General features: G+C 59.4%; 21 protein-coding genes and 1 pseudogene. 13 read left to right on the forward strand and 9 right to left on the reverse strand.

The window, feature by feature from the left end; translation table 11 throughout:
* Positions 1–80: 80 nt before the first annotated feature.
* Positions 81–752, reverse strand: a complete 672-nt coding sequence (locus SA496_RS13535) for a DUF3313 domain-containing protein (RefSeq protein WP_120650734.1) — start codon at positions 750–752, stop codon at positions 81–83.
* Positions 753–1,074: 322 nt separating this feature from the next.
* On the opposite strand from SA496_RS13535, the gene SA496_RS13540 reads away from it, so the two are divergent.
* Positions 1,075–1,737 (forward strand): hypothetical protein, encoded by a 663-nt coding sequence (locus SA496_RS13540; protein WP_120650732.1) that lies wholly within the window; start codon positions 1,075–1,077, stop codon positions 1,735–1,737.
* A 247-nt stretch (positions 1,738–1,984) separates the two neighbouring features.
* On the opposite strand, the gene SA496_RS13545 is transcribed toward SA496_RS13540, so the two are convergent.
* Positions 1,985–2,371 (reverse strand): cupin domain-containing protein, encoded by a 387-nt coding sequence (locus SA496_RS13545; RefSeq protein WP_120650730.1) that lies wholly within the window; start codon positions 2,369–2,371, stop codon positions 1,985–1,987.
* A 72-nt stretch (positions 2,372–2,443) separates the two neighbouring features.
* Positions 2,444–3,256 (reverse strand): AraC family transcriptional regulator, encoded by an 813-nt coding sequence (locus SA496_RS13550; RefSeq protein WP_120650728.1) that lies wholly within the window; start codon positions 3,254–3,256, stop codon positions 2,444–2,446.
* Positions 3,257–3,876: 620 nt separating this feature from the next.
* Here SA496_RS13550 and SA496_RS13555 point away from each other — a divergent pair.
* The 4 genes from SA496_RS13555 (at position 3,877) to SA496_RS13570 (ending at position 8,196) form a co-directional block, all read left to right on the forward strand.
* Positions 3,877–4,980, forward strand: a complete 1,104-nt coding sequence (locus SA496_RS13555; RefSeq protein WP_218569235.1) for a Gfo/Idh/MocA family protein — start codon at positions 3,877–3,879, stop codon at positions 4,978–4,980.
* 43 nt (positions 4,981–5,023) lie between these two features.
* Complete coding sequence (locus tag SA496_RS13560; protein WP_120650725.1) at positions 5,024–5,881, forward strand: sugar phosphate isomerase/epimerase family protein; 858 nt, start codon at positions 5,024–5,026, stop codon at positions 5,879–5,881.
* Positions 5,882–6,073: 192 nt separating this feature from the next.
* Entirely contained in the window at positions 6,074–7,435 is a 1,362-nt protein-coding gene (locus SA496_RS13565; protein WP_120650723.1) for an MFS transporter, read from the forward strand.
* 110 nt (positions 7,436–7,545) lie between these two features.
* Complete coding sequence (locus SA496_RS13570; RefSeq protein ID WP_120650721.1) at positions 7,546–8,196, forward strand: TetR/AcrR family transcriptional regulator; 651 nt, start codon at positions 7,546–7,548, stop codon at positions 8,194–8,196.
* 65 nt (positions 8,197–8,261) lie between these two features.
* Here SA496_RS13570 and SA496_RS13575 read toward each other — a convergent pair whose 3' ends face one another.
* Complete coding sequence (locus SA496_RS13575; RefSeq protein WP_330115567.1) at positions 8,262–8,387, reverse strand: hypothetical protein; 126 nt, start codon at positions 8,385–8,387, stop codon at positions 8,262–8,264.
* Positions 8,388–8,979: 592 nt separating this feature from the next.
* On the opposite strand from SA496_RS13575, the gene aroQ reads away from it, so the two are divergent.
* From aroQ to SA496_RS13590, 3 genes are all read left to right on the forward strand, one after another.
* Positions 8,980–9,429: a type II 3-dehydroquinate dehydratase gene (gene aroQ, locus SA496_RS13580; protein ID WP_120650717.1), complete on the forward strand. Its 450-nt coding sequence runs from the start codon at positions 8,980–8,982 to the stop codon at positions 9,427–9,429.
* Between the two features lie 207 nt (positions 9,430–9,636).
* Entirely contained in the window at positions 9,637–11,532 is a 1,896-nt protein-coding gene (gene quiC, locus SA496_RS13585) for a 3-dehydroshikimate dehydratase QuiC (protein WP_330115568.1), read from the forward strand.
* 40 nt (positions 11,533–11,572) lie between these two features.
* The gene (locus SA496_RS13590) at positions 11,573–12,844 is read left to right on the forward strand and encodes an OprD family porin (protein WP_153921704.1); all 1,272 of its coding nucleotides are present in this window, start codon (positions 11,573–11,575) and stop codon (positions 12,842–12,844) included.
* 401 nt (positions 12,845–13,245) lie between these two features.
* On the opposite strand, the gene SA496_RS13595 is transcribed toward SA496_RS13590, so the two are convergent.
* Complete coding sequence (locus SA496_RS13595; RefSeq protein WP_120650711.1) at positions 13,246–14,052, reverse strand: lytic transglycosylase domain-containing protein; 807 nt, start codon at positions 14,050–14,052, stop codon at positions 13,246–13,248.
* 452 nt (positions 14,053–14,504) lie between these two features.
* Here SA496_RS13595 and SA496_RS13600 point away from each other — a divergent pair.
* From SA496_RS13600 to SA496_RS13610, 3 genes and pseudogenes are all read left to right on the forward strand, one after another.
* Positions 14,505–14,807, forward strand: a pseudogene (locus tag SA496_RS13600) (transposase); the annotation flags it as partial.
* 302 nt (positions 14,808–15,109) lie between these two features.
* Positions 15,110–15,871 (forward strand): SDR family NAD(P)-dependent oxidoreductase, encoded by a 762-nt coding sequence (locus tag SA496_RS13605; RefSeq protein ID WP_120650709.1) that lies wholly within the window; start codon positions 15,110–15,112, stop codon positions 15,869–15,871.
* Between the two features lie 77 nt (positions 15,872–15,948).
* Complete coding sequence (locus tag SA496_RS13610; RefSeq protein ID WP_153921697.1) at positions 15,949–16,506, forward strand: flavin reductase family protein; 558 nt, start codon at positions 15,949–15,951, stop codon at positions 16,504–16,506.
* 22 nt (positions 16,507–16,528) lie between these two features.
* Here SA496_RS13610 and SA496_RS13615 read toward each other — a convergent pair whose 3' ends face one another.
* The 4 genes from SA496_RS13615 to SA496_RS13630 form a co-directional block, all read right to left on the reverse strand.
* Entirely contained in the window at positions 16,529–17,446 is a 918-nt protein-coding gene (locus SA496_RS13615) for a helix-turn-helix domain-containing protein (protein WP_120650705.1), read from the reverse strand.
* A 189-nt stretch (positions 17,447–17,635) separates the two neighbouring features.
* On the reverse strand, positions 17,636–17,890 hold the full coding sequence (locus SA496_RS13620) for an Atu4866 domain-containing protein (protein WP_120650703.1): 255 nt from the start codon (positions 17,888–17,890) through the stop codon (positions 17,636–17,638).
* 156 nt (positions 17,891–18,046) lie between these two features.
* Complete coding sequence (locus SA496_RS13625; protein ID WP_153921694.1) at positions 18,047–18,784, reverse strand: SDR family oxidoreductase; 738 nt, start codon at positions 18,782–18,784, stop codon at positions 18,047–18,049.
* Between the two features lie 130 nt (positions 18,785–18,914).
* Complete coding sequence (locus SA496_RS13630; RefSeq protein WP_120650699.1) at positions 18,915–19,484, reverse strand: NAD(P)H-dependent oxidoreductase; 570 nt, start codon at positions 19,482–19,484, stop codon at positions 18,915–18,917.
* Positions 19,485–19,630: 146 nt separating this feature from the next.
* Here SA496_RS13630 and SA496_RS13635 point away from each other — a divergent pair, with 146 nt between their 5' ends.
* Positions 19,631–20,539: a LysR family transcriptional regulator gene (locus SA496_RS13635; protein ID WP_120650697.1), complete on the forward strand. Its 909-nt coding sequence runs from the start codon at positions 19,631–19,633 to the stop codon at positions 20,537–20,539.
* A 490-nt stretch (positions 20,540–21,029) separates the two neighbouring features.
* Positions 21,030–21,497, forward strand: coding sequence for a BRO-N domain-containing protein (locus tag SA496_RS13640; protein ID WP_153921689.1), 468 nt, complete (start codon positions 21,030–21,032; stop codon positions 21,495–21,497).
* Positions 21,498–21,718 lie beyond the last annotated feature (221 nt).

The raw sequence follows: 21,718 nt of genomic DNA on the forward strand, positions 1-21,718 counted from the left end.
GGCCTTTTTTTGCCTGCGAGAAAGAGCTGCGCCGCGACAGAGGTTGCTCCCTGGCCTCACCCTGCGGCAGCAGGCCTGAATCAGGGGCGTTTGTGGATCTGGAGATAGGCGAGTCTCATGTCGTTTGCCCAGCCGTCGATCACCGGCTGGATGTTCTTCACCGAAAGCACGGCCTCTTTGTTCTCCAGACTTTCGCCAGTGCCTTTGCGCACGACCTCCGCCAGGAGCCGGGTATTGCCCCCATCGAGGAACATCGCTTCAGTGGCGATTTCCACTTGCTGGTCCCGGGCGCCAATCGCGGTGGAGGTTGCGGCGACGACAAGAGCGATGGGAATCACCTCGTAAGGTTTGAGCCCCTCGGTGGACGTCGAAACAGCCGTAATGGCCGGGCGCACGACGATACTGTCGGCCGTGGGCGAGTCGCTGATCCTCACCACCGATCCGAGCTCTCGCTTGAGCGCCGCATCGTAGTAGCGGGTGATGTCATCCAGCGTGGCCTGGGGTATCTGCGCACTGGTCTGAGGACGCGGGTAGAACTGGCTGGGTTCCAGATAAATGCTGCTATAGCGCGACAGATCGATGTCGGGGTCTATCCAGCGGGCGACCTTCGCCCCACTGACGGACTTCTGCTCTTCCAGCACCTTGTAGTTGGGGAGGAACCCCGAGTAATTAGCGGGCTCGACCATTGTGCTCGAGCATCCCCCCGCAGCCAGAAGTGCAGCGACCGTTACAGCAATCAAGTTCGAACGCATGATGAAGCCCCCATGAAAATAATCTGAATGCCCGCCTTCCATTTGCCTGGAAAGCAGAATGCAAAGTGCGGAAAAGAGAATCTGTCCCCTTGCTACTACTCCCGCTATCAGGTCGGGCGTCAGGGCAATCCCCGCCTTGGGGACAGGCTCAAGCGTAGTTGGCGCTATGCCGAGTTCCAGTCCGCATCACAGGCTATTCAAGGCGCGTGCACAGGACCACGACTGCGGCTAGAAAACCGCCCCCCACTCCCCCCTGAAGCCCGCGCTGGTCTGACGCCTTGCCTACACTCCTCTAGCGAAGCTGATAGAGCGAGGGTATGCGATGGAAAACAAGGAAAGAGGCACCCGGCAGCGAATACTCGAACCCGTCGACCGCATCACCGAAGTGATATTCGGACTGCTGATGGCAATGACCTTCATCGGATCGCTGAGCGTTGCCACGGCAGGCCGTGAAGAAGCCAGAACCATGCTGATCGCGGCTTTCGGCTGCAACCTCGCCTGGGGCCTGGCCGATGCCGTCATCTACCTGCTGCGTACCTGGACCGAACGCACCCGCAGCCGCACCTTGCTCGCGCGTCTGCAAAGCGATGCAAGTCCGGCCGAAGGCCGGGAGCTGATTGCCGACGCCCTGCCACTGCGCATTACCGAATCTGCAGGCCCGGACGGACTGGAATCGTTGCGTTTGCGCCTGCTTGCCAACGCCGATCAACCCGTTCGCGCGCGTTTGGACCTGCAAGATTTCGCCGGGGCACTGGGCACCTTCCTGCTGGTCGTGCTGGCGACATTCCCCTTGGTCATACCTTTTCTGCTGATCGACCAGACCGGACCGGCGATCCGAACTTCCAACCTGGTGTCGTTGGCGATGCTTTTTCTTTCAGGTTGGCTGCTGGCCCGCTATTCCGGCGGCAACCCGTGGGCCACGGGCGCGGTGATGGCGCTCGTTGGCACGGCGCTGATATTCGCGATCATTGCGCTGGGTGGGTGATGACTTTGCCTGACCCCAGGAGCCGGGCTACCGACAACGCATTGGAGGCGAGCAATCGCGAGGGGACTGGTGAGTATCTGGCTCGGAAGGCGCCGTTTATAGATGCAATTGTGGGCTGATTGGTTTTCTGGCCTTGCGGTGTTCTGGGGCCGGTAGTTGCCCTTTGTTAGGGGCAGCTACCGGCGGGGCCCAGCCGGACCCCGCACGATGGACCGGTGAAGCGTGGTCCACCGTTGCTGTATCAGGCCTATATCCAGACATTGCTCTCTGCTGTGCGATCTCCGACCTCGTCGCCAGTATTCACTACGCCCCGGGGCTCTATGAGCATCAGCATTACTTCCTTCTCGGCATAAGGCTTGTGCTCGACGCCCTTTGGCACGATGAACAGATCACCACTGCCGAGCGTCACGTACCGATCCCGGAACTCGATGCGAAGCTCACCCTCCAGCACGAAAAAAGCCTCGTCCGTGTCTGAATGAGAGTGCCAGACGAAGTCACCCTGAATGCGTACGACCTTGAACTGGTAGTCGTTCATTTCAGCGACCACCTTGGGTGACCACAGCTCAGTGACCTGTGAGAGCTTGTGAAGGAGGTTGATCGGCTGCTGGTTGAGGTTATGGAGGTGGCTGGACATGGTTGGCTCCTCGTGTTGGCTTTTCAAAAGCCTATCCAGGCACGAACAGAGCCTCTTGTACGATCCTGCAACCTAGCGGGATTTCATCAGCGACAGCCAGCGTGCTGGTGACAGTCCGAAGGCATGACGGAAGTGGCGTGTCATGTGACTCTGATCGAAAAAGCCCGCAGAGAGGGCTGCATCGGCAAGGCTTGAGCCTGCCAGCAGGAGCTCACGGCAAATATCCAGGCGTCGCATCGTCACATAGCGATAGGGGCTGGTGCCAAAAAGTGCGCGAAAGTCTCGCGACAGGCTGCAGCGGTCTCGCCCGCTGACCTGCTCCAATTCTTCAATCGTGATGCTCGCGCCATTCATGTCGAGAATGTAAGTCCGGGCGCGTTCGGCGGCCTGATAGTCCAGGGCGCGGCGTCCCCGGTTGGTATTCGCCACCGCCTCCAGAGCCTGAGCAAGGTCATGGATGGCATCGTCTTCTTCCAGCGATTCGACCGGGTATTCCATAGCCTGCAAAAACGAGTCGGTTGCCCGAAGGATGCGTGCGTCATTGGACAGACCGCCTGCAATGAAAGGCAGGGTTCTGCCGCCTAGCGCTTGCTGGATCAACACAGGATCGACGTAGAGCATGCGATAGCGGAAGCCTTCATCAGTGCCAGCCATGCCATCGTGAAGCTCATCCGGATGGAGTACCAGTGCTCCACCGGGAAGGCTGTGCCGCATGGCGCCGCGGTAACGAAAGCTTTGCACGCCGGAGAGTGTTCGACCGATGGCGTAGGTGTCATGCCGATGCGGCTCGTAACCGTGGCCGGTGAAATAGGCCTCGATTCGTTCCACCTTGCTCGGAAAGTGACTATGGAGCATCCAGTCTCGCTTGGCGGTACCTGCGCTCATTACATTGGCCTCCCCAGCTGTATCAACCGACGTTGGCAACAATAAATCGCTTCGGCTGGGGTGTCTCTTCCGATTGTCGATTGCGAAACAGGGCTCCACTGGCCCAGATAGTTGGTGCTGGTCCATCCCGGGCCTCGGTAGCGATGGGTCCACATTACAGACTCTGCGCTTGACTGCCTGAACGGCTCCGCCTGCCGCACCCCGCCTGCCTCTCGCCCGGTCACTTGATTGGCCTCTCCCATCTGAACTCTTCGGTACATCACTGACTGCTCGTCGCAACTTCCTTACGAGGCTGGACGCGTCTTCGAGCTGGGGCGTGCAAACAGATATCGCGCGCCGGCCTACTGCTACCCACCTGATCAGTGTTGGCTTGTCGCTCCCGTTCGTGGGGCAGCAGACCACTCCAGAATTCCCCATATAGGGAATTATTAATATACCGTTTTATGATTATTTACACGCACAAAATGACTTTTTTGTTATTAAAAAATCATAAGCCTCTGTTAACAAAGACTTTTTATAGTTGCTTGAAATTTTTATTCTTCTGATTTTCAGTTTGATATTCCTGTTTTGGGGAAATAATCTTTACTTGGCTTACGCGAATCCGCACGATTTCGGCTTTCTTGCGAATTTTCCTGGCGATTCGCATTGATCAATTCACAAAAACAGGAATTAAGATGAATAGGATCCCGCTCGGAGTCATCGGCGCAGGGCTGATCGGCAAGACGCACATCGAGCGCGCCCAAGCGCTTGAGAATGTGGAACTGGTAGGCATTGCCGACCCCTCTCCCGCCGCGCAGGAGTTGGCTAAGTCGCTCGGGGTGCCGTGGTTCGCGGATTACGTCACGATGCTGGAGGCGGCCAAGCCGCGAGGCGTGGTGGTGGCCACCCCGAATGTGACTCACGCGGATGTCGCCGTGGCTTGCCTTGAGCGCAAGGTGGCCGTGTTGGTGGAAAAGCCAATCGCTGACACCCTGGAGAATGCCCGTCGAATCTGTGCGGCCGCAGTGGCTAATGGCGTACCCGCATTGGTCGGCCACCAGCGCCGCTACAACCCGATCATGCGTCAGGCCAAGTCCATTGTTGAGGCCGGAGCGCTGGGCAAGCCGGTCAGCGTCACAGCACTGTGCACCTGGTTGAAGCCGGACGAGTATTTCGAAACCACCTGGCGTCGGCAGGCAGGCGGCGGTCCGGTGCTCATCAACCTGATTCACGACATCGATCTGTTGCGCTTCCTTTTCGGTGAAATCGAAAGCCTGCAAGCAATCACCTCGAACCGAATTCGCCGCTTTGAAGTAGAAGATACGGCAGCCGTGATGCTGCGCTTCTGCAACGGAGCCCTGGGCACAGTATCGGTTTCGGATACGACGGCCGCCCCCTGGAACTGGGACCTGTCGGCAGGTGAGGCCGAACGCTTCCCGCGCCAGGATGATGTCAACTCGCACTTCTTCTCGGGCACGGAAGGCTCACTGACTCTGCCTCGCCTGGAGTTGTGGCGCTACCACAACCAGGCGGGATGGCATGACCAGATCACCGTCGAGCGCGCCGTGCCCCACATCGGCTGCCCCTACGCCGAGCAATTGCGGCATTTCTGTGCAGTGATGGAGGGGCTCGAGCAGCCCATCTGCTCCGCAGAAGACGGCCTGCGCACCCTCGAAGCGACACTGGCCGTGCACGAAGCTGCCACCTCGGGTTCCGTCGTACATCTGGTGGGCGGCGCATCATGAGCGTCGTGAGCAATGCCTTGCCGCAGATTTGCGAGGGGGGCTCATGAAGCGCTTGCTGGGCCTTGCGCCCCTTTCGCACCTGGAGTTGTCGCCTGCCGATATGGTGGAGTGCGCCTCTACCGCCGGCTTTGACTGCGTCGGCCTGCGACTAATTCCGGCGACCCCCGATGAGCCGCAACGCGACAGTATTGGGGACACCCCGTTGATTCGCGAAACGGCTCGTCGCCTGCGAGACACCGGGATCCAGGTATCGGATATCGAACTGTTCCGCCTGCGGCCGGAGACCCGACTCGAAGACTTTCGTGCTGCACTTGAAACCGGCGCATTACTCGGCGCGCGTAACGCTGTCGTATCGGGTCAGGTCGCCGACTTTGCTCAGATGACCGATCTCTTCGCGGGGTTCTGCGAGCTGGCGGGTAAATACGGCATCTCCGCTAACCTGGAGCCCACCCCCTGGGTTGATATCTGCAACCTCTCAGCTGCGTCACGCCTGATTGAGGCGGCAGGCTGCACAAATGCCGGCATCCTCGTGGACCCGATCCACTTTGATCGGGCCGGGGAGCGACTCGAGACGCTTACCGCTCTGCCGGCGCACTACTTCCGATTGATGCAGCTGTGTGACGCACCGGCTCGGCGACCGATTGACCTCGACACCCTCTTGTATCAGGCCCGCGCCGAGCGACTGATGCCGGGCGACGGCGGCCTGAATTTGGTGGGCCTGCTACGGGCGCTACCGCCGGGCATCCCCCTCAGCCTGGAGGTGCCGATGCGCAGCCTCTCCGCTGAGCTGCCTGCCGTTGAGCGGGCTCGGCGGATGCTGGAGAAAACTCAGGCTTTGCTTGCAAGCCTGCCGCAAGAAATCCATTTCGAATCGAGTTCTGCGCCCGCCGCTCATCACTGAGCGGTGGAGCTTTCACTCAACTTCGGATAATCGCTGAGGAGGGTTCATCTACTGGCGAGCAAACAGAATCAGGCCGAATAGGGCCTTGCTGGACCAACAAGAACAAAACGCAATCCAGAGTGTGTGTTGACGCACACACGCCGCGCTTTCCCAACCTAATCCGAGGGAGAGCGGGGCGATATCGGAGGTAGCATGAACACCCAGGCAACACAACACAAGAAAACGCCGGGCAAGGCCGCATTCGCCGGTTGGATCGGTAGCGCGATGGAGTACTACGACTTTTTCATCTACGGAACAGCGGCAGCGCTGGTCTTCGGCAAGATCTTCTTCCCAGGTTCCGACCCGGCCATGGGCGTGCTGCTGGCGCTGGGCACGTTCGGCGTCGGCTATCTCGCCCGACCAATTGGTGCCCTTTTCCTTGGTCACCTCGGTGATAAATACGGGCGTAAACGAGTGCTGGTGCTAACGCTGCTGCTGATGGGCGTTTCGACCTTCCTCGTGGGCTGCCTGCCCACCTACGAGAGCATCGGGATCGCGGCTCCGATCATGCTCGTGATACTTCGCCTATGTCAGGGCTTCTCGGCCTCTGGCGAGCAGTCCGGCGCAAACTCCATGACGCTTGAGCATGCGCCCGACCATCAACGAGCGTACTTCACCAGCTTTACGATTAGCGGCACCCAAGCGGGCCTTATCCTGGCAACCCTGGTGTTCCTGCCGATCGCCAGTCTGCCGGAAGAGGATCTGCTGTCCTGGGGGTGGCGCATTCCTTTCTGGTTGAGCTTGATCGTGCTGGTAGTTGGCTACCTGATCCGGCGCAACATCGAAGAGACGCCAGTGTTCCAGGAAGCGAAGGAGACCAAGCAGACCGCAAAAATTCCACTGGTAGCTTTGCTTCGTGACTATAAAGCGGACGTGTTTCGCGTGGCCATGGCGGCCATGGTGTCTACCGTGAGCACGCTGTTCGGCATCTTCGCCCTGTCCTATGCCGTAAACATTGTCGGCGTTGAGCGCAGCACGATGCTCTGGCTGACCATCATCACCAACATTGTGGCACTTTTCGCAATCCCGCTCTGGGCGCGCCTGGCCGATCAGATTGGTCGCCGTCCGGTGTACTTGTTTGGCGTGCTTGCTTCCGGTGCGTTGATGACTCCCTTCCTCTGGTCGCTCGGCCAGAACAATTTGCCGCTGAGCTTTGTGCTGGGGGTGTTGATGTCGGGCGTGTGCTTCAGCGCTGCGAATGGGATTTGGCCGGCCTTCTTCGGCGAAATGTTCAGCACTAAGGTTCGGCTTTCTGGCATGGCCATCGGGACGCAGGTCGGGTTTGCACTTTCGGGGCTCGCACCAATCGTCGCCGCAGCCTTTATGAAGGGCAGCACGCCATGGCTAGCAGCTGCAGGCCTCGCCTTGGTGGGATGCGCCATCGCCGCAGTGGCAACCTGGACTGCGCGGGAAACGTACAAAATCAAAATGGATGACTTGGGTAGGCATCCTGGAGCCAATGATCACAGGCCCCAGCCGAACCCGCTCAACATCCAGCTGAAGACTGCCGACTGACAGCCTCGGCAGACAGGGTGGAGACCAAGGAGCAGGTCTCCACCCCAGGTTGCAAAGTTGAGGTATTCTGCGATGCTCACCCAATCAGGAATACGACAGTATTTTCGGGCATGGCAGATTCAAGTATCGAAGCAACTCAAGGGAAGCGCTCGCGCAACGCCAAGCGTACGCAAGAGACAATTCTCCAGGCAGCTCGCTCGGTTTTCGCGGAGCAGGGGCTGGAAGGCGCTCGCCTCGAAGAGATCGCTGAGCGCGCCAACGTCGATAAGCGATTGATCTACTACTACTACGACAGCAAGGAAGAGTTGTTTCTCTCCGTGTTGGAAAACGGCTACTTGGACTTGCGTCGGGCCGAGCGAGAGCTTGACCTGGAAAGTCTGCAGCCGATGGATGCCATTCGCCGTCTGATCGAGTTCTCCTGGCGTTACTACAATGAGCATCCTGATTTCATGGCGCTGGTGAACAACGAGAACCTCCATCGCGCTCGTTACCTCTCGACTTCCAAGCATCTGCCGGAGCTGGGTTCGCCCCTGGTGGGGAGTCTGGGACGGATTCTTGAGCAAGGCCGCATCGATGGCACATTTCGTGGCGGTGTCGATCCTGTGCAGCTCTATTTCACCCTCGTGGGGATGACCTATTTCTATCTCGCGAACCAATACACCCTGTCGACCATCCATGGTCGTGACCTGGTTACGCCCAAGGCGCTCAATGAACGCCTTTCCCACGTAACCGAGGTAATACTGGGCTTCCTAGTGCGCTGACGATGCAGCGCTGTCTTGCAAGCTAAAAGCCGCTCAACGAGCGGCTTTTTGTTTGGCTGATTGGCTTAAAAGAGCGCTTTGGTGTAGGTGCTGCGCTCCATGTCCTGCAGCTGCACGCTCAACTGCGCGTCTAGGCCGTCGGGCGTGCCGAGGGTCGCCTCCAGCGCTTCCAGGACGCCTCGAGATAGCACCTGCTTGACGTTCTCTGACCGCCCCTGAAGCAGCCACCGCGAAGCTCGGAGCGGTGCGGCCTCGCACCTCGCGGGCAAATACCTTCGTCCTCCAACGCCAGCCGCGGCAGCCTTGCCGGCGCCAAGACCTGCACCTCTCTCAGCCCCAAATCGTGGGCTTCAGATGACTTGCGCCTCTGGCAACTCATCGCTCAGCTGCCTCTGCTCACGCTCAAGGCGTAGCGCCTAAATTCCCCAATAAAGGAATTAAAATAATTCTAATAAGCGAGATATTTATATCTTTGTCGCATATAAAATCTGTAAATACATGAAATACATGGGCTTTACTGCTATTTGAGTTTTCGGTTGAGCTCTCATTTTTCCATTGAAATTCTACCAATTGGGAAATAGTATTCCCTCCGACAGCAGATGGCTCAGTATTCCTCGGGCTTATTGCCGATTTCGAGTGTGATTGATTAATTAAATTCCCGTTACTGGGAATAAATCCAGCTACTGCAGAGGACTGTTCAGGAGGTGATCCAGCCTGAGCAGCAAGCACAACGAATTGCCGGGGGCTGCCTTGCGAGGAGCCCCAATCTGACTGGAGCTGCCAATGTCCATCCTTCTCGTTTTGAATGGCCCGAACCTCAACATGCTCGGCAAGCGCCAGCCAGAGGTCTACGGACACGAGTCATTGGCCGATGTCGAAGCGCTTTGTCGCCAAACTGCCAACCAGTTCGACCTTGAAATTGAATTCCAACAGACCAACCACGAAGGCCAGATGATCGACTGGATTCACCAGGCGCGTGGCCGGGTGAATGGCATCGTCATCAATCCGGGCGCCTGGACTCATACATCGGTGGCCATTCACGACGCGCTGATTGCCGCGGAGGTGCCCGTCATCGAAGTCCACATATCCAACGTCCACCGGCGCGAAAGCTTCCGCCATCACTCCTATGTCTCGCTTGTGGCTAAAGCCGTTCTGGCTGGCTTCGGCACCCATGGCTACCAACTGGCGATTCAGCATTTCGCCTTTCTCGATACCCCTCGCAGCAGTCAGTAAACGTTGCCAAGTAGCCGTTGGACGGCGGCTCGCCGGTCCAGCCGGATTTTATTGCGCCTGGAGATCGGGCATGGCGAGCGGCGATTGCCGTTTCGGCGCCCCGAAATGCACAGCAGCTAGGGTCGGCTCGGTCAGGTTTCAGGAGTGCTCCCGCTCCAAATTGAGCTGCTCGTGAACCGCAACTAACAATTACAAAGGATCTGAAGCATGCAGCGTTCCATTGCCACCGTTTCCCTGAGCGGTACCCTGCCGGAAAAGCTCGAGGCCATCGCCGCCGCTGGTTTCGACGGCGTCGAAATCTTCGAGAATGACCTCCTGTACTACGCCGGCAGCCCGCGCGATATCCGCCAGATGTGCGCTGATCTCGGCATCGCCATCACCCTGTTCCAGCCGTTCCGTGATTTCGAAGGCTGCCGCCGCGACCGCCTGCTGAAGAATATCGACCGCGCCGAACGCAAGTTCGACCTGATGCAGGAACTGGGTACCGACCTGGTGCTGGTGTGCAGCAACGTCCAGCCTGACGCCCTGCCCGATGAGGAAATCCTCGTCGACGACCTGCGCCTGCTGGCCGAGCGTGCTGACTCACGCAACCTGCGTATCGGTTACGAGGCTCTGGCCTGGGGTCGCCATGTGAACAGCTGGCAGCAAGTCTGGAGCCTGGTGCGCCAGGCTGATCATCCGGCCCTCGGCGTGCTGCTGGACAGCTTCCACACCCTGTCGATCAAGGGGGACCCCAGCGGTATCGCCGAGATTCCCGGCGACAAGATTTTCTTCGTGCAGATGGCCGACGCGCCCGTACTGGCCATGGACGTGCTGGAGTGGAGCCGACACTTCCGCTGCTTCCCCGGCCAGGGCGAGTTCGACCTGGCGGGATTCCTCGCCCCCATCATTCGCAGCGGCTACACCGGCCCGCTGTCGCTGGAAATCTTCAACGACGGCTTCCGCGCCGCGCCGCCCCGTGCGAATGCCGCCGATGGTCTGCGTTCCTTGCTCTACCTCGAAGAGAAGACCCGCAAGCTGCTGGAAAAAGACGCAAGTCCCGCCGCCAACCGGAACGCCCTCTTCGCACCACCACAGGCCAGCCGTTACGACGGCGTGGAATTCCTCGAGTTCGCCGTGGACGAGGCCCAGGGCGCCAAGCTCGCCAACTGGCTGGAGCGCCTGGGCTTCGCCCGCGCCGGCAAGCATCGCTCCAAGGCCGTGAGCCTGTTGCGCCAGGGGGACATCAACATCGTGCTCAATGCCGAACCCTATTCCTTTGCCCACGGCTACTTCGAGGCCCACGGCCCGTCGCTGTGCGCAACCGGCTTGAGGGTGAAGGACAGTAGCGGCGCACTAGCCCGCGCCTGCAAGTTCAAGGCCCAGCCGTTCCGTGGCCTGGTTGGGCCAAACGAACGCGAGATCCCCGCGGTGCGCGCGCCGGATGGCAGCCTGATCTACCTGGTGGGGCAGGCCCCCGCAGGGCAGACCATCTTTGACAGCGACTTCGTCCTCGATGCGGGCGCCGAGCAGACTGGCAACCTCGATCGCATCGACCACATGGCCCTGGCGCTGCCGGCCGATGGGCTGGACAGCTGGGTGCTGTTCTACAAGAGCGTGCTGGATTTCGAGGCCGATTATGAGGTGGTGCTGCCGGACCCGTACGGCCTGGTGAAGAGCCGCGCCGTCCGTAGCCGCTGCAGCAGCATCCGCCTGCCGCTGAGCATCTCGGAAAACCGCAACACCGCAATCTCTCACGCGTTGTCCAGCTACGGCGGCTCGGGCGCGCACCACATCGCCTTCTCCTGTGAGGACATCTTCGCCGAGGTGAGCCGCGCGAAGCTTGCCGGCGTGCCGCTGCTGGATATCCCGCTGAACTACTACGACGACCTGGCGGCGCGCTTCGACTTCGACGACGAGTTCCTCAGCGAGTTGGCCTACTACAACGTGCTCTACGACCGCGACGCGCAGGGAGGCGAACTGTTCCACGTCTACACGGAACCGTTCGAGGGGCGCTTCTTCTTTGAAATCTTGCAACGCAAGAACGGCTACGCCGGCTACGGCGCGACCAATGTCGCCGTGCGCCTGGCAGCCATGGCAAAGGCCCGAACCTTGAAGTTTTAGGGCCTCCCCTCACCACCAACCTAGCGAGGACATAACAACAATGAATTTTCGCGCCCCGACCCGTCGCTTCTGCGCCATTGGTCTTGCCGCCCAATGCGTCATCGGCAGCAGCGGGTATGCCTATGCCGCCGAAGACAGTGGTTTCGTCGAAGACGCCGCGGCCACCTTGAACCTCCGCAACTACTACCTGAACCGCAATTTCGTTGGCGACTCAACGACCCAAGGCATGGCGGAAGAATGGACCCAGAGTTTCATCCTCGATGCCAAGTCGGGTTTCACTCAGGGCCCTGTGGGCTTCGGCGTGGATGTCCTCGGTCTGCTTTCCGTCAAACTCGACGGCGGCAAGGGCACGAAGGGTACTCAACTCCTTCCTGTGCATTCTGATGGCCGCCCCGCAGACGACTTCGGCCGCCTGGCGGTAGCCGGCAAGATGCGCATCTCCAACACCGAACTGAAGGTGGGTGAATGGATGCCGCTGCTGCCGATTCTGCGCTCTGACGATGGCCGATCCCTGCCGCAGACTTTCCAGGGTGCGCAAGTCACCTCGAAAGAAATCGATGGCTTGACCCTGTACGGCGGTCAGTTCCGCGGCAACAGCCCACGCAACGACGCGAGCATGGAAGACATGTTCATGAACGGAAAGCCCACCTTCACGTCTGATAGCTTCAACTTTGTCGGCGGCGAATACAGCTTCAACGACAACCGAACCCTGGTGGGTCTGTGGAGCGCCGAGCTGAAAGATATTTACCAGCAGCAGTATGTTCAGTTGGTGCACAGCCAACCGGTAGGCGATTGGACACTGGGTGCCAACCTCGGTCACTTCAATGGCAAAGAAGATGGGAGTGCCCTTGCGGGTGACCTCGACAACCGCACCTCGTACGGGTTGTTCTCTGCCAAGTACGGCGCCCACACCTTTTACGTCGGCCTGCAGAAGGTCAGCGGCGACGACGCCTGGATGCGCGTCAACGGCGCCAGCGGAAGCCCTCTGGGCAATGACAGCTTCAGCTCCAGCTACGACAACGCGGGCGAGCGTTCGTGGCAACTGCGTCACGACTACAACTTTGCGGCTCTTGGTATTCCGGGTCTGACCTTGATGAACCGTTACCTCAGTGGCGACAACGTCCACGTTGGTGCCGTGACTGACGGCGAGGAATGGGGGCGCGAAACCGAGCTGTCTTACGTGGTGCAGTCGGGCGCGTTCAAGGCCCTGAACATCAAATGGCGTAACTCCACGATGCGTCGTGACTGGGGTAGCAACACCAGCTTCGATGAGAACCGGCTGATCATCAGCTATCCGCTGTCCCTTCTGTAGGCACCGCCCAAGAGTTAACTGGTGCAACGCTTCGCAGTTTCCGAACGTCCACCTGGGCACTGAAATAGCCATCGGAACAGGCGAAGCAGACAACCGTTTTTTAACCTCGGCTCATTGCTGGTGTGGGTCGAGGTTTTTTTTGCCTTTACGTCGAGAGTAGCGGTGACGATGAGGAGCCCTTCAAGGTAGTAATCGCAGCCCAGATGGGATGTTTTGGCCGATAGACAGGCCGTTTGGGGCCGTTAGCTACCAGTGAGCGTGGGAGTTCGGTTGAGTCATGTCCCGCCCGGCGTACTGATTGAGCGCGGAACCTGATTGCTTGCGCAAGGCGGATAACGAGCCAGCGCTATCCGCCGTGGGGGGCGGCGTATGACCTAATCCGGGTTATGCGCCCTACGTTACTAGCGATGCTTGCGATAGCGTTCGGCCAAGGATTGCACGAGGGTGACGTAGGATTGCGTCTCGGCGTAGGGAGGCACCCCGTTGTACTCGACCACGGACGCTTCGCCGGCGTTGTAACCTGCCAACGCCAGCACCTGGTTACCGTTGAAGCGCTTGAGCAGCCAAGCCAGGTATCGCACGCCGCCGCGAATGTTCTGTCGCGCGTCGAACGGATCGTCCACGGCGAAGCGCTCGGCGGTGGCGGGCATCAACTGCATCAACCCCAGGGCGCCGGCTTCGGAAATGGCGTTGGGGCGAAACGCCGATTCGGCATGTATCACTGCGCGGACCAGCGCCCTGTCGACGCCGTAATGACCCGAAGCGGCTTCGATCTCCCGCCGATAGGAACGGGTGTCCAGGCGCAGTGAGGCGACCTTGAAATCCTTCGGTGCCATGCACAGATAGCAGCCCTTGATGTAATAGAGCTCAAGGACATCGACCCGAGCGGAGATCCCCACGGGGCGCCGGCTCACATACTGACGAATCCCCTTGTGGACGAAGGTGTACACCCGAATGCGCACCGCGCCTGAGTTGTCGGCCCGCACAAGCCTTGGCTGGGCCGGGGCCTTGGCGCCGACAGTGGCGCCCGCCATGCCATCCAGGCGAGTGCAGCGGGCGCTGGCGATGGCTTGGCTGGTGTAGCTGATAGTTCCGTCCCGGGCTTGGCACTTGAACGTGGCGCTGGCGCACAGCGGAGCGGCCAGCAAGGCCAGCTCGATACAGCCAAGAAGGCTCTTGCGAGCCCATCGCCGTGCTCTGGAACTCATCACTTCGCTCCGCGCCGCAGGCGCCGATCAGGCCTGAGGGCTAGCCCAGGCAACCAGGAAACACCAACTGGGACTTTCGTCGCCAGCGGTAGCCCCAAGCGAGCTTTGCGCACGCTCGCCGTGCTCTAGTCACTGACAGGCCCCCGGGATTTCCCAGGCGCTGCCTTTGGAGGGCCTATCCTGAGTGACCCACCGTTTGTTCTAGTAGTTATAACCCTTGCAACCGGCCTTGGAGGCTGCTTTGACGTACGGGCTGTCGGCGCTCCCGCGTGACGCAGGACTGATTGCTCGCACGACGCGTCGTTCCGGCTTGCCAGGGCCGGGCGCAAGTCTCATCCGCGTGTAGCGGAGCCGGGGCGGGACAGGCCCAGGTAGTCGACGGCAAAGTTGTCATCGTTATCCGCCCGGGCCGGACTCATCCGAGAATGAAATACGCCTTGCGCACCGGAATAGAGAAGGACATCGAGCCGCATGCGCCGGTGTGGGACAAGACCGAGCGCAAGGACGATAGCCTCCAACAGAGGACGTGGGTGACCAAGGCCAACACCATCATCTACCGCTCCAGCCAAGCCGGCTGCGCCACCTGCCCGCTGAAAGCCACGTGCTGTCCCAAAACGTCAAACCGCATGATCGTCCGCAGCATCCATGAAGCGGCTCGCGCCGCAGCGCGACGCATGGCCAAGACGCCGGAGTACCTCCGCTCCCGCTGCGAGCGCAAGAAAGTCGAGATGCCCTTTGCCCACCTCAAGCGGATCACCGCTCACGGGATAGGTACACCTGCGGCGAGCAGAAACCCTCGAATTAACCGGCAAACCGGAGCCCGATGGCTCAGTGCAACGCCGAAAGGCAACGTGAAGTGGCTTGCGGCCACTTCGAAAGCTGGTGCACCTGACCGAAGTGCGGACCTTTCTACCCCTTCTTGGTCAGTTTCGCGCAAAACCCCAACAGGCTCCGCAATTCCCCAAGAGAGGAACTCGCCGTCCCGGGAGAAAGTGAAAACGTCCGAAGCGTTCTGCTTCGAATCTCAGTAACCAAGCCTTCTCACTGGAGAGATGACATGACTGATTTCACACCTACCCCAAATGAAGTAGCCGGCAAGGTCGTCCTGGTAACCGGTGCAGCCAGCGGTATCGGTAAAGCGATAGCCGAGGTTCTGCACACCCGCGGCGCAAAAATCATCGCCGAAGATATTGACCCGAGCGTTGTGTCCCTAGCGCGTCCCGGGCTGGTCCCTTTCGTTGCCGACATCACCAAAGACGGCTCAGCGGAACAGGCTGTTGCATTGGCGGTAAAGGAGTTCGGCAGGCTGGATATCCTGGTCAACAACGCCGGCCGCATCATCTACAAACCGGTGGTGGAGCTGACTCGCGAGGAGTGGAACTGGCAGATGGAGACCAACGTCACCGGAGCTTTCCTGCATTCGCGCGAAGCGGTGAAGGAGATGATTAAACAGAAGTCGGGAGCGATCGTGAACATCGCCTCCTACGCGTCCTACTTCGCCTTCCCTGACATCGCCGCCTACACCGCGTCCAAGGGCGCGTTAGCCCAGCTGACTCGCACGCTGGCCCTGGAAGTCATCGAGCATGGCATTCGGGTCAATGCCATTGGCGTCGGCAATGTGGTGACCAACCTCCTCAACCACTTCATGGAGGACGGATCCAGCTTCCTGGCGGAACATGGCAAGTCGGCTCCGATCGGTCGCGCAGCCTCTCCCGAGGAAATTGCCGAGATAGTTGCCTTCCTCGCGTCCGATCGCGCCAGCTTCATGGTCGGCTCGGTGGTGATGGCCGACGGCGGGATGAGTGTTCGAGTGGGCTAATCCACGCGGATCAAGGGGTACAGCAAGTCGCTGTATCCCCTTCCCAGTGCGACACGGGACAAGGAGAGGACGTAACCATGCCCGCGTACAAGAAATTCGATTACCCACTCGTCGAGACCAGACGCCACCTTGAAACAGGCCCCATTGTGCTGGTGACTTCTGCCTACAAAGGCGAGAGGAACATCATGACCATGGGGTGGCACATGATGATGCAGTTTTCCCCTGCGTTGTTCGGCTGCTACATCTGGACCGGCAACCACAGCTACGACCTCATTCGGCACAGCCAGGAGTGCGGCATCAATATCCCCACGGTCGAAATCGCCCAACAAGTCGTGAACGTGGGCAACAGCTCAGGGGCTTCAATAGACAAGTTCGCAGAGTTTGAGCTATCGCCTTTCAAGGCGGAGAAAATCGCGGCCCCTCTCATCAACGAGTGCTACGCGAATTTCGAATGCCAACTGTGGGATTCAGCACTTATCGGTGAGTACGGTCTATTCGTCTGGCAGGTCGTGAAGGCTCATGTAGCAATTGACGTGGCCAGCCCCAGAACGCTGCATTACCGCGGGCACGGCGAGTTCATGGTGGCCGGGGACACACTCTGTTTTCGTGATCAGTTCCTGCCGCAAAATCTTTGACCCCAGCAACCCGGCCCGGGCACTAACGCTGAGCCCGATATTGGCTAGGTGTCAGCCCCACATGATGTCGGAACACCTGGGAGAAATGACTGGGGCTGGAATAGCCCACTTCCATGCCGATGTCGATGATGCTCAGCTCCGTTTCCGTCAACAGCTGACGTGCTTTGGCCATCCGCATTCTGATGAAGTACTGGGAGGGTGGATGGCCCGTGGCTTTCTTGAACAGTCGGCTGAAGTGGTAATCGCTCATACCCGCCTCCAGCGCCAGGTCGCCAAGGCTGAACTCCAGATGGAGCCCATTCTCCATCGAACCTACGACGCGTTTGAGTTTGTAGGCTGGCAGGGCATTACGCCGAGCGAGGTTCTCGGCACAGGTATCCAGGTAGTTCCTCGCCAGGTGCACGGCCAGACATTGGGCGATGCCATCGATGAACAACCCACTGACCTCATACTGACTGCTCAGCTCAATACGAAACTGATCGAGGAGCCGAGAAAGCGCTGCGTCCTGTCCGCCAGAGATTTCTCTCAAGCGAACCGCCCCTCTGCCATGCACCTCCTGCATCGCACGCTCAAGCAACGAGATGCCGAGATAAATGTGCATCACTTCGAATGGTTCCGGGCCGCTAGCCCGCCAGCGCATCTCATAGGGCACGGCAGAGGTCGTGAGAAAGAAATCACCTTTGGAAACTTCGGAGCACGCCCATTCGCCGCCAAGCTCCCGTTCTTCCACAATGGCGCACCCGGAAAGGACCCAGACGACCAGAGGTTCAGCTACCGCGGGAACTATGAATGTCTCCTCAACCCGCCGACGGTTGAAGATCTGTATCAGGACGTCCCTGGAGGCACTGCCTGCGGATGCGGCAAGCAGTTCGCCCTGGATAAAGGACTCCAGCCCCTCAGCTGACGTGCGAGTGGTACCGGACACCGGATAGTGCTTCATAAACTTCTCAAGAACTGCGACAGAACAATCAGGTTCGACCTGTCTAGTTTGGGTTCTGGCCTTCCGTTTGGCCCGCGCCATCGATTGCCCGAACAAGCACTACACAGACGCGCTTTGCATTTAGGACCTCACGAAGCGAGAGAGCCCCAGCGTTTTCATCTTTCATAAGCGCACCACTTCCACCACCCGCTACTTCTCTCGGTACAAGACCATCCCTGCGTGATAAAGGACATCGCTTCGGAACTCACCGTCGGCGGTGAAGCCGGTGTCGTCGACGTACTCTATGTGGTCTCCTTCCAACCAGTAGCGCCCCTGGTAAGCGCTTTTCTTGTTCCCACGAGCCTCATCGTAGCGGCCCCCGGGCAGCAGTTCATGACGAATACGGCCATCTGCGGTCACCCACATGCCGACATACTTGTTCTGATCACTTGAGGGACGTGCCATTTCATCGTTCCTATGTGCGAGTCGAGTTGAGGATTGCCCCGCCCCAGCCATTGAGAGCGGCAGCAGCGGAGCAATGAGCAAGCTCCAGGACAACAACCAAAACACGGGGCTGGCCCGCAGGCCAGCGTCGACCTTCGTACTCAATTGCGCGCCCCGTCAGAACGGGCTCGCCGTGGGCCGTACGATCAGTTCGCTCACATCAACTTCCGCAGGCTGTTCGACGGCGTATGCAATCGCTCGCGCTATGGCGTCGGCCGGAATGGCGATCTTGCGAAACTCCTTCATCTCGGCGCGACCACCCTCGTCCGAGATACTTTCGGCCAGTTCCGACTCGGTAACGCCAGGCGCGATGACGGTGACCCGGATGTCCCCGCCGACCTCCTGGCGAAGGCCTTCGGAAATGGCTCGCACGGCGTACTTCGTGGCGCAGTAAACGGCCGCAGTCGGACTCACCGCATAGGCACCAATAGAGGCGATGTTGATGATCTGTCCCGCCCGTTGGCGTTGCATCAGCGGTAGGGTCGCGGCGATACCGTGCAGCACGCCACGAATGTTCACATCGATCATGCGGTCCCACTCATCCACCTTGAGCGCCTCAAGTTTGGAAAGCGGCATTACACCAGCGTTGTTGACCAGCACATCGACCCGACCGTACTGGGCAACGGCAAAGCCTATGAAGTCCTGGACGTCCTTGCGGTCTGTGACGTCCAGAGCGCGGAACTTCGCGTTGCCGCCTGCGGCACTGATATCGCCAGCAAGCATTCTCAGGCGGTCGGTACGCCGAGCGCCGAGCACAACTTTCGCGCCATGGCTAGCCAGCAGTCGCGCGGTCGCCTCACCGATACCGCTGCTTGCGCCGGTGATTGCGATGACTTTTCCTTCGATGTTCAACATGGTCGGTTTCCTCTTCTGTTCGCCCAGCTAGCGGGCCTGGAAATAAGGTTAAGGACGGGCAACAAGAGCCCGTTAGTCGATTCCTCCGGAGTATTTGCCCATTTCTGCTTCGACTCCGATGCGTTGACGCTTAGCTCACCAGTTCATAGGACACCTGTTCCCGCGCAGCCTTTAGGGCTCTTGCCCACCAGTTCAGTTGCACCAACATCCGAGCCATTGGAAGCCTGGTTTGATCGGGCTGACGCATTACCCCGGACTCATCGATCAGCGCCCGGGGGTTGGGAAAGGACACGAAATTGCAGATGGGGACCGCGTGCTGCCCGGCCAGAACCTGGCGGAGCTGATCGATCGCGCGCATTCCACCCGACTCTTCGCCGTAACCGATGAACGCCACCGGTCTTGCGTGCCAACGAACCGAAACCTGGTCGATGAACGCTTTCAGCTCGGCGGGGTAACCATTGCTCTGCTCCGAGGTGACGATCAGGAAGGCATCAGCCTTTGCGAGATGTCGCAGACTTTCGTGTCGCTGTACGTGTTCGGCAGTGTCAGGACTGATTACGAGGTCATCGAGCTCGATGACACAGAATTCGAACTCAGCACGTTGCGCTATAACCTCAGAGGCCCATTTCACCAGCGCAGGACAGAGGCCTTCTTCATCCTTACCGCCGTAGATCAGGATCAGTTTGATCTTGCTGTTCATCTCATCCTCCGGACTCGGCATTTCCATCGTTGGCACATCTATTGCTCAGTCTCGAGCTCTGGTGCAGGCTCTGGAAAACAGAGTAAGAGCGCCGTCACGGCGGATATAGCCGGTCCCGGGGCATTCAACTTGTGACGTGAATTCATATGAGACGTTTGGACATAAACTGCTTCGCGGAAATGAGCGTGTTCGTCAGGGTCGTCGAAGACGGCGGCTACACCGCAGCGGCCAAGAGTTGTGCCATGACTCCCTCGGCAGTCAGCAAACTGGTTTCGAGGCTGGAAAACCGGCTGGGTGCTCGCTTGCTTAATCGCTCGACACGGCGGCAGTTGCTCACGTCTGAAGGGGCAGCGTTCTACGAGCGCAGCCTGACCATCCTGACTGCACTCGATGAGGCCGAGCAGGAAGCAGCAGCGAGTTCAGCACCACAGGGAACGGTAAGGGTGAACTGCAACGTCGATATCGGGCGCTTGTATCTGCTGCCTCTGTTGAACGAGTTCCTGCGAGACTACCCAGGGGTATCGGTGGAAGTTTTCCTCAGCGACGAAGTCGTCGACCTGATAAGCGTGCGGGCAGACGTGGCAATCCGCAGCGGCCCACTTAAAAGCTCCAATCTGGTGGCCAGGCGCCTGGGCGATACGCGAAGCCTTATCGTCGCATCACCGACCTACCTGGCCGCCCGGGGTACCCCGAAGGTTCCGGCCGATCTCGAGGGCCACAACTGCTTGGGGTTCACTTTCAGCCAACCCGCCATGGAGTGGAGCCTCAAGGGAGCTGATGGCCAACTCACCCCCATATCCGTGACCGGAAACGCCCGGGTAAGCGACGGTAATGGTGTAAGGGAACTGGCGATTCTTGGGCTTGGCCTCGCGCGCGTTGGGCTTTGCCAGGTTGAGCAGGATCTGGACGACGGCCGCCTTGTCTCGGTTCTGGAAGACTTCATGCCCACGGATAAGATCGAGGTTCATGCCGTCTACATTGGGCAAGGCGGACAGCTGCCTACTCGTGTCAGAGCCTTCATGGATTTTCTCGCAGCGAACCTCAAGATCAGCTAGCCAAGCGGACTTACTCGCCCCTTCAAAGCTCGCTTACAACCCACATTCTCGTCACGCATCGGTGAATAGCCCCTGACATTGCGGCCACTCGTTGACCGCTCTTGGCCGCCGCTCGCGGTGGACAGCTAATCGCCAGACGCAACAACCAGAAAAATTCCGATTCGAGTCAAAGGCAGCCTCAATAGCCCCCTCCCCTTGCCCTCCCCCTTCTCCATCCCTATCCTGCCCCGGCCACGGTCAATCCCGTGGCCGGGTTTGGCGACCCGTTACTAACAGGCGCGACAGCGCCATAAGGTGTTTGCGAGAACAGCGAATGTTCTCGTAGGCCCCCGCACGATTGCAGAAAAGCTGCATCGCTTTATGGCAGATCGCGCGGGGAGACCTTCGGGTCTGCCGGGGCCTGTTAGCCGGTTCGCCAACCCTGCGCGGTCTGCCACCTCCGTTTGGCGACGTTGATGGCAGTTCCTAACCAGCTAACAGGAGCTCCACCATGCACGACGCATACGCCCCCATCGTTTTCCATCATCACAACCTCCGCCTGCGCGCCCTGATGATCGACAACCAGCCCTGGTTCGTCGCCCAAGACTTTGCCCAGTTGATGGGTGTCCGTAGTTCCCGTCGCTTGCTCCACGTCCTGGAACGCTTTGAAAAGCGCACCATCCTGCTCGCGAACGTATGCGGCTTTCATGAGGAAGTGGAAGCCATCAGCGATGCGGGTGCCTACAAGGCGCTGTTTCGCTTCGCCCGGCCGGAGCATGTCGACATCAGTCGCTGGCTGAGCGAGGTGCTGGTGCCGACGCTGCATGACTATCACCGTGACCCGAGCGCAGAGCCGCGGCGGTGCTTTATCAGCTGGTCCAACCGGCAGGTTGGTGTAGTGCGCTGGCAGCGGGAGTTGTGGGTAGCCTGGCGGGATTTGCCGGCGTTTATTGCAGATGGCAAGGACGTGTTGCCGTGAAGTGTCTTCGCGACTGAAGTCGCTCCCACAGGGCCCGGCCCATCACGTTCGAGCAGAATTTGAGGGCCCTCCCCCCTGGAAAGGCGGCTGTCGTGCCTGCCAAGCGCCTTCATGGCATTCCTCATGCCATCCACTAGAGTTCCATTTACATCCCGCCCGTCCAGGACATCAGTGCGTGTGCGTCGCGTAGTTGAGGTCATGGCTGCTGCGGTCCGATGCCG

Origin of the sequence: Pseudomonas sp. JS3066 (genome assembly GCF_036328175.1) — a bacterium.
In the GTDB taxonomy this organism is placed as follows: domain Bacteria; phylum Pseudomonadota; class Gammaproteobacteria; order Pseudomonadales; family Pseudomonadaceae; genus Metapseudomonas.